The 13,092-nt window shown below is 57.0% G+C and carries 8 protein-coding genes; 2 read left to right on the top strand and 6 right to left on the bottom strand.

Features of this window, described 5'->3' with window-relative positions:
- Nucleotide 1 precedes the first annotated feature (1 nt).
- Complete coding sequence (locus O1723_RS19185; RefSeq protein ID WP_014882295.1) at nt 2-2,596, bottom strand: glycoside hydrolase family 38 N-terminal domain-containing protein; 2,595 nt, start codon at nt 2,594-2,596, stop codon at nt 2-4.
- Nucleotides 2,597-2,606: 10 nt separating this feature from the next.
- The gene (locus tag O1723_RS19180) at nt 2,607-4,010 is read right to left on the bottom strand and encodes a PTS fructose transporter subunit IIC (RefSeq protein ID WP_014882296.1); all 1,404 of its coding nucleotides are present in this window, start codon (nt 4,008-4,010) and stop codon (nt 2,607-2,609) included.
- 179 nt (nt 4,011-4,189) lie between these two features.
- Between O1723_RS19180 and O1723_RS19175 the strand changes: the two genes are divergently transcribed.
- Nucleotides 4,190-4,849 (top strand): MurR/RpiR family transcriptional regulator, encoded by a 660-nt coding sequence (locus O1723_RS19175; protein ID WP_014882297.1) that lies wholly within the window; start codon nt 4,190-4,192, stop codon nt 4,847-4,849.
- Nucleotides 4,850-4,857: 8 nt separating this feature from the next.
- Here the strand turns inward: O1723_RS19175 and O1723_RS19170 are convergent, their stop codons facing one another.
- From O1723_RS19170 to treR, 4 genes are all read right to left on the bottom strand, one after another.
- Nucleotides 4,858-5,604 carry an oligogalacturonate-specific porin KdgM family protein gene (locus tag O1723_RS19170; RefSeq protein WP_248191327.1) on the bottom strand — a complete coding sequence of 249 codons (747 nt, stop codon included), beginning with the start codon at nt 5,602-5,604 and terminating at the stop codon, nt 4,858-4,860.
- A gap of 136 nt (nt 5,605-5,740) precedes the next feature.
- The gene (treC, locus tag O1723_RS19165) at nt 5,741-7,396 is read right to left on the bottom strand and encodes an alpha,alpha-phosphotrehalase (RefSeq protein WP_023336697.1); all 1,656 of its coding nucleotides are present in this window, start codon (nt 7,394-7,396) and stop codon (nt 5,741-5,743) included.
- A gap of 51 nt (nt 7,397-7,447) precedes the next feature.
- Nucleotides 7,448-8,866 carry a PTS trehalose transporter subunit IIBC gene (gene treB, locus O1723_RS19160; RefSeq protein ID WP_023336698.1) on the bottom strand — a complete coding sequence of 473 codons (1,419 nt, stop codon included), beginning with the start codon at nt 8,864-8,866 and terminating at the stop codon, nt 7,448-7,450.
- Between the two features lie 127 nt (nt 8,867-8,993).
- Nucleotides 8,994-9,941, bottom strand: coding sequence for a trehalose operon repressor TreR (treR, locus tag O1723_RS19155; protein ID WP_014882301.1), 948 nt, complete (start codon nt 9,939-9,941; stop codon nt 8,994-8,996).
- Nucleotides 9,942-10,330: 389 nt separating this feature from the next.
- Between treR and mgtA the strand changes: the two genes are divergently transcribed.
- The gene (gene mgtA, locus O1723_RS19150; protein WP_014882302.1) at nt 10,331-13,039 is read left to right on the top strand and encodes a magnesium-translocating P-type ATPase; all 2,709 of its coding nucleotides are present in this window, start codon (nt 10,331-10,333) and stop codon (nt 13,037-13,039) included.
- The last annotated feature ends 53 nt before the right edge of the window (nt 13,040-13,092 follow it).

Raw genomic sequence — 13,092 nt, 5'->3', positions numbered from 1 at the left:
ATTAAGCCTCTAACAAAAAATCGCAGGTCGCGGAAGGGGGGATCGCCGTGACCGGCTGCACGGGCTCTTCCAGATAGTTGATCTGAGGAAGCCCCACGAAATCTGCCGGAACGGGAACCGGCTGCGTGCCAGCGTTAAACACGCGGATGACCGTGCCATGCGACTGTTGGGCATGGGGCAGGGCAGACAGAATAAGCGGCTCCGGTAGGGTCAACAGCGAGAAGTGTGCCGGAAGCTGGCGTTCGGGCAGGCGCAACGAAAAGCGCTCAAGGCGATGATCGAGCGTGTGCAGCGTTTGCCGTTGATAGGTAAACGGCTGCCCGGTCGCGAGATTTTCCAGCTGGCGTAGCGTCAGATGATCGGCACTGTCGGCCAGCGCGACGCTGAATGAAAAGTGCAACGGCTTCAGCAACTGGGCATCGGGGGTCTCAACCACCGTATTATTAATCCCGGATGCCCGACCCGGTCGCCAGTCAAGGTCGTTTCGTCCGAGCACACCCGTTGACTTAAACAGCGTCAGGGCAATCACTGCCGGTTCGTGCCCGAGGATCTGAAACTCCTTCATGCCGCGGCTATTCACCACCAGCGCTTTGCCTTCTTCTGCGACAGCGATAATGCCCTCGCTGGTTTCGAGATCCACGGGCAGCTCGCGATAGCGTTCCTGCCAGTTTTCATCGTCATACCCCGTTTCGCGTTGGATGATCGCAAAGGGCTGTGAGGCGATAGCGTGATGCGTGTGAATATCGCTGTTGATCAGCAAGCGCAGCCGGTGATCGCAGTGGCTGTTTTCCAGCGCACCGTCGACATACAGGTTCGGATCGTCATGGCGCAATTCACACGCCAGACGCAGGCATAACGGTTTTCTGACTGCATCCTGATGTCCGGCGAGATCCGGCGGCAGAAGCAGCGTCGCCTCAATAATCAGCTTTTCGACAAGAGGCGTTTTCAGGCAATCAATGAGTGTGAAATGGGAACAGCGCGTTGGCGTATCGCCCGCAAGCGGGGAGAAATCGTAGCTGTCGCCCGCATCCGCGCAGTCTTCGAGGGTAAAGAACGCGGGGATGCATCTGCCCGTGTGTTTGTCCTCAAGGGTAAGTGTTCCGGCGTCCAGCATCAGCCGATAATGCGCATTTTCTATTTCGCGGCCCTTTTCCTGTTCAGGCTGCCGTAACGGCGCAGGGTTATTCTCAACGTTCACGGTGAGATAGCCAACCGACGGCAGAACCGGCGTCTGCACAGCAATGTGCCAGCGGAAATAGGGAGGAAGGGGCGTTTCACACTCGCCTTCGGCAGTGAGGGATATCGCCGTTCCGCCGGGTAAAATGTCTCTTTTCAGGACGTCGAAGCGCACGGGCTGCCCCTGATACGTCAGCGCGATATGTTCAGCCCGGCTATACAGCGTGGTTTTAACCACGCGCCGCATTGGGGTTGTCAGCGGATTGAAGATCAGCAGGTCCCCTTCCTGAGCACAGGCGGCCAGCGTTTTTACCACCAGATTCCACAGGCTGTGACACAGCTGCTCGGTTTGTTCCAGCCGATGCAGAATGTCGCGATTGGTCGCATCGCTATTACAGCCGCCGATAGAGTCGTGGGCGTGGCTTCGCAAAAGCGTCTTCCAGAGGGTATCGACCACAGAGAGATTGACCGGTAGCCCCTGATGCCGCGCCATGGCAATCGTCGGCTCCAGCTGTCGCAGGATAAACTGCTCAATCTCATCATTTTTCTTTTTAATGTCGTAGCGCACGGAGCCGATCGTTTTATGGATGCGGGTGTAGCGTGGCGATTTCAGCTCGCCTTCCCAGCATTCAAACTGCTCACGCTGCGCGCGCAGGATGTCGACGTAACGCTCCAGCGAACTGATGGTGTACCAATCCTGGTTGGGAGAGTGTTTGCTGGCGACCTGCAGGATAGTCGGCAGCGCCGGGTCGATGCTGACCTGATCGCCGCCGCAGGGCAGGAGCAGGTCATCGATACCGGCCCGTGAACGCAGCAAATCGACCATCGGGTAGATTTTCCCCTGCAGATGGCTGGCTTGCGAAGCGATATTTTTAGCCGCGCCATACCCGAGCGCCATCGCGCAGGCGATGACGCTCGCCCCTGACGGCGCGCGCCAGATAAACTGGCTGCGTTTGGCATGCCGGTCGTGATCGATACCGCGCCAGAAGACGATGTTATCGATATTGCAGCCCTGCAAAATCGTCGGCATTTGCGCATTGTGGCCGAAGGTATCCGGCAGATAACCGACCTGCATCGCATGTCCCAGCGTTCGTGCGGCGAAGATGCCGTACTTCAGGTTGCGGATAATGGATTCGCCATGCACGTTGTAGGTATCCGTCTGGGTATACCACGGCCCGACGAAAATCCTTTTTTCTTTGACCAGCTTTTCCAGCCTGGTGCGATAATCGGGATTGATCGCAAGAAAGTCCTCCACGACCGCCATCTGCCCGTCAAGGTGATAGCAGGCATAAGCCGGGTCCTGCTCCAGCGTGTTGATAACATCCGCAAAGTTATATGACGCCAGCACCATGCTGTCCTGACGGGTGAAATACCACTCCTGATCCCAGTGCGTGTGGGCAATAACGTGGATCTGACTCATGATGTTTCCCTCACCTGACGTTCTTTGGGCTGACATAAAGCACGCCCAGGGCGCAAATCAGTGCGCCAATAAAGACGCTCGCCAGATAGCCCGCCACATTGGTCGCCAGCGGCCAGCCCCAGATGGCGGGCAGAGGCAGCGTCTGCTTCACGCCGAGTGCAATCGCCACCAGCGCACCGGCGACGGCACCGGTCATGAATACCGGGATCAGGCGTGGGTTTTTCAGGATGAACGGGATAGCGCCTTCTGAGATCCCGATTACGCCCAGCAATAACGAGGTGCTGCCAACGGTTTTTTCTTCCCGGCTGAAGACATCCGGCAGACCAAAGCGGCCGTTGAGGAATGCGGCAAAACCGACGCCAATGGAGGGGATCACGATAGAGAGTTCGCGGGCGGTTAAATCAAACGTCTCGTTCATGCCATTCAGGCCGAGCGCGACCGAGCCTGCCGCCTTATTGACCGGACCACCAAGGTCGAAAGCGGTGCCCGCGGCGATCATTGCGGAATAGAACCCGCGTCCGGTGTCACCTGCCGAGGTAAAAAAGACCACCATCAGCTGATTAAGCGAGCCAAAAATCGGGTTAATCAGATATTCCATGACCATCACCAGCGTAATGCCGGTGATCAGCGGGACGATTAGCATGGTTTTAATGGTGGTGAGCTGCTGGCGGACATGAATCGAATCGTTGAGCCAGCGCACCAGATAGCCCACAAAGAAGCCAATCCCAATCGCGCCAAAAAAGCCGGAGGGCATAAAGCCCTCGATATCAAAGAAGCGCTTGTAGACTTCGTCTGACATGATGCCGCCGATAAGCCCGGGGATCAGCGCCGGTTTTCCGGCAATAGCAAACGCCAGATACATGGCGAAGACCGGATACATGAACTTGATGGTCATAAAGCCCACTTTATCCAGCACGCTGAACGGCGAATGTTCAATGTTAATAAACTGGCCGGTAATTTTGGCCGTCGCCATCATCAGGCCACCCATGACCACGACCGGTAACATATAGCTGATGGCCGCCATGATATGGCCAATAAATATCTGGTAAGCCGAACGCCGGAGATCGTCTTCGTCTTCATCTGCTACAGCGGTCGCATTTTTTTCCATTGCCAGCGCCTGACGCAGATAGCGGTCGGTGTGCTTGATCAGCTCTTGTGTTCGTGTCTGAAGGTGAGGAATGTCATCAAAACGTTCGGCATCCTGAATGGGGACGTCGGTTGCCAGAATAATGGCGGTGGCAGAGGCAATTTCCTGTTTTGTTAAGCGATTTTTAACACCGTCGCTACCCTGCGTTTCGACCTTTACCTCAATGTTATGCGCTTTAGCCCATGCGATAATTTTATTCGCGGCCATAAACGTGTGTGCAATGCCTGTCGGGCAGGCCGTTACCGCGACAACTTTTTGTTTCGTCATTGTCATAATTCCCTGGATGTGAAAACAGGGAAAGTATAAAGAGAAGCCAAAACAGTTTTTAATGTTTGCTAATACTTATTACGTATCGTCATACGCGGGCTTGCAATATGTGAAGCGCCTTCCAGAGGATATTTTTCGGCTGTGGTAAAATCATGGCAGGATTAAACAGGGTGTAATATATGAATTCATTTCAGGGAAGTGAGCGTTTGATATTTGAATACATTCAGCATCACGCTACTCATATTTCTACTATATCGGCAAAAGAGATTGCCCGTGATACTTTTACCACGACAACCTCCGTTAATCGCGTGTGTAAGAAAATGGGCTATAAGAGCTATACAGAGCTTCGGTATCGTTTTTTACGCGATCATTTTACCCCTGCGCCTGTAAACCCTGACGTGGGGCCGCAGGCGGAGGAGATTGTGGTGGAGATGTCCAGGTTGCTGACCCATTCCAGCCATATTTTTCTCTATGCACGGGGCGCATCACTCACCAGCCTCAACTACCTGTCGCGTTTTTTATCTCTGGCGAGCCTGCCGCACCTTATTCTCAACGATATGCACCAGCTGACGCGGGTATCGAAGGGAACGCTGGTGTTGATCAGTAAATCCGGAGAGACGCAGTCGTTAATTGAAATGGCGCGTAACGCGCTGCGCAAAGGATTAAAGATTATTGCGATCACGCGAGAGGGGTCTACGCTGGCCGCGCTCTCTTCTCTATGCTGGCCGTTGTTGATTGATATCAACGCGGTATCGTTATATCAGCGGGAAGGGCAGCTGGAACTGTTAAGTGCAGTAGACCGTATCGGCTGCAGGCTGCTGCAGCACGATACGGTGTAGTCAGGTCGTCAGAGCTGCTTCACTATCCCCAGACGGACGGCATAATCATTTTCATGGTTGCCGTCATCGTTGATATAGGTTTTATCCAGTGAAACCAGTTCGACGTAAGGCGTCCAGCCATCGTCGAGCTTGTAGTTGAAGGCGACGGTATGTTCCCAGTAGGTATCATCCCCGGTTCCCTGATCGACACCATCCTGCCAGCGGAAGCGCGGGTTGTAGGACATCCCGAATTTGCCAATGTTATACGCGAACCAGATGTCGAACTGGTGTGACTGGCGGCGGGTATACCCGCTGCCGTCGAGTTCTTTGTCGCTGTGCGCGTCATTGACGGTGTTATAGCGATAACGGGCGGCGAGATTCAGACCGTTATCGAACGCTTTCCAGCCCTGAATGAAGGGGCGGTAATGGGTATTGCTGGCGGTGAAAACCGTCACCATGCCCGGCGCTACGGCAAAGCCGTTTCCAAGATCGAAGCGCCAGCGCGTTTCAATCTCTTGTGCCGCCTCCGTTAAGCCTTTTTCGTCTGGGTTATATCGGTCGGTATCGCCAAAAAAGGTATCATTGTGGTTTTGTGCGGCTTCAACGGAGAAGTGAAAACCATTCTCCGCCTGATGCATGACCTTAATACGGGAATCATTGACGTCTGAGTTTGTGTTGTGACCAAAACGAAGGTCGACGGATGTATTTCCGCACCATCCCTGTGTGCTTAATAATAGTGCGCTAATACACGTTGCTTTAATAATTCTCTTTTTCATAATGTCCTGCCGAGGTTATTTGATTGGCAGGGCTATTTTTATTTTCGGCACGCCACGATGTAAAAGTTATCGTCGTACATTTAGCGTATCGCTAAACATAAAAAAAAGAGATACAGCATGCTGTATCTCCTGATAGTTATTCCTGCACCCACCAGATAGCTTCAAACGGGCGCAAGAGCAGCGTGTCGGGACGGGTGGGGACATCATCATAGTTGCTGAGTGCGACCCGCCATGCGCCCTGTACCGGCTCCGGTTGCCACTGCTGACGCTCGCGGCTCAGGTTCGCCACCACCTTCAGCGTCTGCCCCTGCCACTGACGGCGATAACACCACAGGGAAGGATGGTCCGGGAGCAGATCCTCGTAGTCGCCCCACGTGAGCAGCGGCAGCGTGTTGCGCAGGCGAATCAGCGACTGGTAGGTGTAAAACACCGAGTCCTGGTCGTCCAGCGCCGCGCGGGCGTTCACGGTTTCGTAGTTATCGCAGACGCCAATCCACGGCTCGCCCTCGCTAAAGCCGGCATTGTGCGAGGCGTCCCACTGCATCGGCGTGCGGCCGTTATCGCGGGATTTGCTTGCCAGAATCGCCAGCAGTTCGTCAGGATCGCGACCGTTTGCCCGCATTTCGGCGAACATATTCAGGCTTTCCACGTCGCGATAATCGGTGATGCGGCTGAAGTGCGGGTTGGTCATACCCAGCTCCTCGCCCTGATAAATGTACGGCGTGCCCTGCATACCGTGCAGCACCATGCCCAGCATTTTCGCTGCGGCCACGCGATGTTCCCCTTCGTCGCCAAAGCGTGAAACGATGCGCGGCTGATCGTGGTTACACCAGAACAGCGCGTTCCAGGCTTTGTTGTGCATCCCCTGCTGCCAGTGGCGGAAGAGGGTTTTCAGCGCGACAAAGTCCGGTTTCGCCTTCGTCCATTTTTCACCGCCCGGGTAATCCACCTTCAGGTGATGGAAGTTAAAGGTCATCGACAGCTCGCGCCCGTCGAGCGAGGCATACTGCTGGCAATTCTCCAGCGAGGTCGAGGACATTTCGCCCACCGTCATCAGGTTGCGCGGGGTAAAGACGTCGCGGCTCATCTCCTGAAGATATTCGTGGATGCGCGGCCCGTCCGTGTAGAAGCGGCGACCGTCGCCCGTTTCGTCATTCGGGAAATCCTGATCTTTTGAAATCAGGTTAATGACGTCCAGACGTAAGCCGTCCACGCCGCGATCGGCCCAGAACTCGCATACCTTTTTCAGCTCGGCGCGCACCTCCGGGTTTTCCCAGTTGAGATCCGCCTGCTCCGGCGCGAAGAGGTGCAGGTAATACTGCTCGCTCTCGGCGTGCCAGCGCCAGGCGTTGCCGCCAAACTTGGAGCGCCAGTTGTTAGGCAGTTGCTCCGGCGTACCGTCGCGCCAGATGTAGAACTGGCGGTACGGGCTTTCCTTATTCAGTGATTCCCGGAACCAGGCGTGCTGGGTTGACGTGTGGTTGAACACCATATCCAGCACGATGCGAATACCGCGTTGATGCGCCCCGGCGACCAGTTCGTCAAAATCATCCAGCGTACCGTACGCCGGGTCGATGGCGATGTAATTCGCCACGTCATAGCCGTTATCCACCTGCGGCGAGATATAAAACGGCGTCAGCCAGATGGCGTCAATGCCGAGGGTTTTCAGGTAGTCCAGCCGCGCGGTCACGCCGCGTAAATCGCCGGTGCCACTGCCGGTCGTGTCCTGAAAACTCTTTGGATAGATCTGATAGATGACGCCGTTCTGCCACCAGTGAGGAAGGGTATTCATAATGCGTTCCTGCAAATGCGAAGGGGCGCAACTGCGCCCCGAAAGATGAAGTTAAACAATCTGCAGCGCGCCCTGACGGAACTTACGCTGATAAACCACGGTGGTGAGTGCCATTGGGACGATAATCGCAATCGCCATTGCCAGGGCAAACACCTGCCAGTAAGCGGGCTGGATGGAGAGAATGCCCGGCAGACCGCCCACGCCAATCCCGTTAGCCATCACGCCGTTCAGACCACACACCAGGCCTGCCAGACCGGAACCGATCATCGCGCAGAGCATCGGGAAGCGGTATTTCAGGTTGATACCGTACATCGCCGGTTCGGTGACGCCGAGGTAGGCAGAGATCGCGGCCGGAACGGAGATCTCGCGCTCGTTGTGCTTACGGCTGACGATGATGATGCCGGTCACCGCAGACGCCTGCGCAATGTTAGACAGGGCGATAATCGGCCAGACCGGCGTGCCGCCGAGGCTCTGGATCATCTGCATATCAATGGCCAGCGTGGTCTGGTGTACACCGGTAATCACCAGCGGGGCGTACAGGAAGCCAAACAGCGCGGCGCCAATCGGTGCGAAGCTGCCGGTCATCAGGTGGCGCACCGCGAAGGCCACGCCGTCGCCGATCATGCGGCCAAACGGACCGATAAACGCATGTGCCAGGAAGACGGCCAGAATCAGCGAGCAGACCGGAACGACCACCAGATAGAGATAATCCGGCACGATGCGCTTCAGGCGTGTCTCAATAAAGCCCAGCATCAGCCCCGCCAGCAGGGCCGGGATGACCTGCGCCTGATAGCCCACTTTGGCGATGGTGAACAGACCGAAGTTCCACACTTCAGGCACCTGCTGACCAAGTAAGTAAGCGTTCATTAACTGCGGAGAGACCAGCGTGACGCCCAGCACGATACCGAGAATCGGCGTACCGCCCATTTTGCGCACCGCGGACCAGCAAATCCCGACCGGCAGGTAGAAGAAGATCGCTTCACCAATCAGCCACAGGAAGTCGTAAACGGTTTTCAGCGCCGGATACATCTGCGCCAGCGTTTTGCCGTCGCTCATCGGCACATCACCGATGACGTTACGGAAACCGAGAATTAAGCCCCCGCTGATCAGCGCCGGCAGCAGCGGGAAGAAGATCTCCGCGAAGTGGGAAATCAGCTGCTCGTGCCACTTCATATTCTGGCGTGCAGCCTTCTTGGCCTGCTCTTTGTCCGCCGCGCTATGCCCGGTGGTTGCCAGCAGAGCCTGATAGTAATCGCCCACTTCGGTACCAATGACCACCTGGAACTGCCCGGCGTTGGTGAAGCAGCCTTTAACCATTTTGAGTTCTTCAATGGCTTTCGGGTTCGCTTTTGCCGGATCGTTCAGCACGAAGCGCAGGCGGGTAATGCAATGGCTAACGGTTGCGATGTTTTCGCGGCCGCCGACCAGGACGATCAGCTGATCAATATCTGCTTGTTTGACTTTACTCATCATGAAATCTCATGACAGATGGTGAGGGGTGTAATGACCTGAGCGCAAGCCTACTCTTTCAGCGTGACGGCGAAAATGGGAACGTTCCCGAAATCGGGCAAAGATCACAATAAACGCTTCAGGGGGGCTATGAAAGATGAGCGGGAATCACGATCTGCCGCGGCTCGCTCCGCCCGTTGATCTGCTCGATCAGCTGCGCGGCGGCCTGTCTGCCGGACTCGGCATAACCCGGATCGACGGTGATGATCTCCGGGTGCAGAAACTTCATCAGCGGCGTGCTGCCGACGCTCGCCACCTGCAGGCTGTCGATGCGCTGCTCCTGGAGGTATTTGCTGGCTCCCAGCGCCAGCGTATCCGTGGCGCACACCAGCGCGGTTGTCTGCGGGGTCAGGACACTGGCAACCTGCTCGTAGCCTTGCTTCATGCCCAGACCCGGCAGGGAGGCGACGGCCGGGAGGTTGTGCTTTTTGCAAAACGCCAGATAGGCCTCATGGCGACGCTTGCCTGTGGTGACGTCGGTGTGGGGTACGCCGAGGAAGCTGATATGGCGATGGCCTTTATCGTACAGACGCTGCATCAGGGTGATAATCGCCCCCTCGTCGTCATAACAGACAGAGGCAAAACCGTGGGCGTCGCGCGCCATCATGACCAGTGAGGGCTGCCAGGGTTTTAGCATCTCGTCTTTAATGCCGGTAAAGCCGAACAGCACCACGCCGTCAATGTTGCGTCGCTGGAGCATGCCCAGATGCTCTTCAACCAGCTGCGGCGAGAACTGGCTCTCCATCATGATGGGGTCATATCCCTGCTCGTAAAAGGCGGGCAACATGGTCTGCACGGCAAGGTTCTCCGAGAGCGAATCCAGACGAGAGACAATAATCGCGACCACTTTGTCACTCTGCCCGCGCATAGCGCGCGCGGAGCGGGAAGGGGAAAAGCCGTGCTGATTCATCACCGCCTCGACGCGCTCGCGGGTGCGTTCGCTGACACCGCTTTCGTTATTCAGCACCCGTGAGACGGTCGATTTCCCCACGCCGCTTAAACGCGCGATGTCTTTAATGGTAAGGCGGTTCTGCATGCTGTTTTCCCTGTAACAACGACAAAATGATCAATTGAGCCTAATGCTATAGCGCGATTTCGCTATGGGCAAAGTCTGGTTTACGTTCGGTTTATTTGCAGGGGGGTATAATACCGCCCGAATCGTCACAAAGGGTACGCTTAAATCCTTATACTGCGCGGCGACACCCTGTTTTTACTTACCGGAGGCTCCATGGATCCCGATCCCACACCTCTCCTGAACGGGAGAACACATTCTTTCCGGTAAGCCAGCTTTTGCTGTCTCACCGGTGATGTGAGGCAGCAACGTCCCAAACGTTCCTGCTTGAAAAATTGAGTGCCTGACAGGTACGGCTTTGCCACGCCTGAAGGGAATGCTGCGTCCGCCGTTGCGGATGCGGAGGAATGACTATGTTTAAAAATATCACCCGGCAGCTGCAGGCCCTGCTGAGCCGCCACCTGCCACATCGTCTTATTCAGCGCGACCCGCTGCCCAATGCAAAAAACATCGCGGGTGCAGCGATTCCCGCTTCCCTGACCGAACGCTGCCTGAACGTGGCGGCAATGGATGAGAACGAAGTCTGGCGCGCCTTTGGCGGCCACCCGGAAGGGCTGAACGCGACGGAAGTGGACAAAATCCGCGCCGTGCACGGCGATAACCAAATTCCGGCGCAAAAACCGTCTCCGTGGTGGGTGCACCTGTGGCTCTGCTACCGCAACCCCTTCAACCTGCTGCTGACCGTGCTCGGCATCATCTCCTACGCGACGGAAGATCTCTTTGCCGCTGGGGTGATTGCCCTGATGGTGGGGATTTCCACGCTGCTGAACTTTATTCAGGAAGCCCGCTCCACCAAAGCGGCGGACGCCCTGAAAGCGATGGTCAGCAACACCGCGACCGTCTCGCGCGTGATTAACGACCTCGGCGAAAACGCCTGGGTGGAGCTGCCCATTGACCAGCTGGTGCCGGGTGACCTGGTGAAGCTGGCCGCGGGGGACATGATCCCGGCGGATTTACGCATCATTCAGGCGCGGGATCTGTTTGTCGCCCAGGCCTCCCTGACCGGGGAATCCCTGCCCGTTGAAAAGGTGGCGCGCAGCCGTGATCCGCAGCAGATGAACCCGCTTGAGTGCGACACCCTGTGCTTTATGGGAACCACGGTCGTCAGCGGTACGGCGCAGGCGATTGTCACCGCGACCGGGGGCAACACCTGGTTTGGTCAGCTTGCCGGACGCGTCAGCGAGCAGGAGAGCGAGCCGAATGCCTTCCAGAAAGGGATTGGCCGCGTCAGCATGCTGCTGATCCGCTTTATGATGGTGATGACGCCGATTGTGCTGTTGATCAACGGCTACACCAAGGGCGACTGGTGGGAGGCGGCGCTGTTTGCCCTCTCCGTGGCCGTTGGCTTAACGCCGGAAATGCTGCCGATGATTGTCACCTCCACGCTGGCGCGTGGGGCGGTGAAGCTCTCGAAACAGAAAGTAATCGTCAAGCACCTCGACGCTATCCAGAACTTTGGCGCGATGGACATTCTCTGCACCGACAAAACCGGCACCCTGACGCAGGATAAAATCGTGCTGGAGAACCACACCGATATCGCCGGTAAAACCAGCGAACGCGTGCTGCACAGCGCGTGGCTGAACAGCCATTACCAGACCGGGCTGAAGAACCTGCTCGACGTGGCGGTACTGGAAGGGGTCGATGAGGAAGCCGCCCGCACGCTCTCCGGTCGCTGGCAGAAGGTGGATGAGATCCCGTTCGACTTTGAACGCCGCCGCATGTCGGTGGTGGTGAGCGAGCAGCCGGACGTGCACCAGCTGATCTGCAAAGGCGCGCTGCAGGAGATCCTGAATGTGTCGACGCAGGTGCGCCATAACGGTGAGATCGTGCCGCTGGACGACACCATGCTGCGCCGCATCAAGCGCGTTACCGACAACCTGAACCGTCAGGGGCTGCGCGTGGTGGCGGTGGCGAGCAAGTTTCTGCCCGCGCGCGAGGGGGACTATCAGCGTATCGACGAATCCGATTTGATCCTCGAGGGTTACATCGCATTCCTCGATCCGCCGAAAGAGACCACCGCGCCTGCGCTAAAAGCGCTGAAGGCGAGCGGTATCACCGTTAAAATCCTCACCGGCGACAGCGAGCTGGTGGCCGCGAAAGTGTGTCACGAAGTCGGGCTGGATGCGGGCGAGGTGGTCGTGGGCAGCGACATTGAGCACCTGTCCGACGACGAGCTGGCGAAGCTGGCGCAGCGCACCACGCTGTTTGCCCGCCTGACACCGATGCACAAAGAGCGCATCGTTACCCTGCTGCGTCGTGAAGGGCACGTGGTCGGCTTTATGGGCGACGGCATCAACGATGCACCCGCCCTGCGTGCCGCGGATATTGGCATCTCCGTGGACGGCGCGGTGGATATTGCCCGCGAAGCGGCGGATATTATCCTGCTGGAAAAAAGCCTGATGGTGCTGGAGGAGGGCGTTATCGAAGGGCGTCGCACCTTTGCCAACATGCTCAAGTACATCAAAATGACCGCCAGCTCCAACTTCGGTAACGTGTTCAGCGTCCTGGTGGCCAGCGCGTTTCTGCCGTTCCTGCCGATGCTGCCGCTGCACCTGCTGATCCAGAACCTGATGTACGACGTGTCCCAGGTAGCGATCCCGTTTGATAACGTCGACGACGAGCAGATCCAGAAGCCGCAGCGCTGGAACCCGTCCGATCTGGGGCGCTTTATGCTGTTCTTTGGGCCGATCAGCTCCATCTTCGACATCCTGACCTTCTGCCTGATGTGGTTTGTGTTCCATGCCAACACGCCGGAACATCAGACGTTGTTCCAGTCCGGCTGGTTCGTGGTGGGTCTGCTGTCGCAAACGCTGATTGTGCATATGATCCGCACGCGCCGCATTCCGTTCATCCAGAGCCGTGCCGCATGGCCGCTGATTGTGATGACGGGCATTGTGATGGCGCTCGGCATCGCGCTGCCGTTCTCGCCGCTGGCAAGTTACCTGCAGCTTCAGGCGCTGCCGCTGAGCTACTTCCCTTGGCTGGTGGCGATCCTCGCGGGCTACATGGTGCTGACGCAGATGGTGAAAGGGTTTTATGCGCGTCGGTATGGGTGGCAGTGATTTTTTGCCGGGTGGCGGCTTCGCCTTACCCGGCCTACTCCCGTCACGTAGGC

It is taken from the genome of Enterobacter cloacae complex sp. HYC080_NIDB, assembly GCF_056673325.1.
Note: the sequence above shows the minus strand (reverse complement) of the source record. Positions and strands in the feature narration are given on the sequence as shown.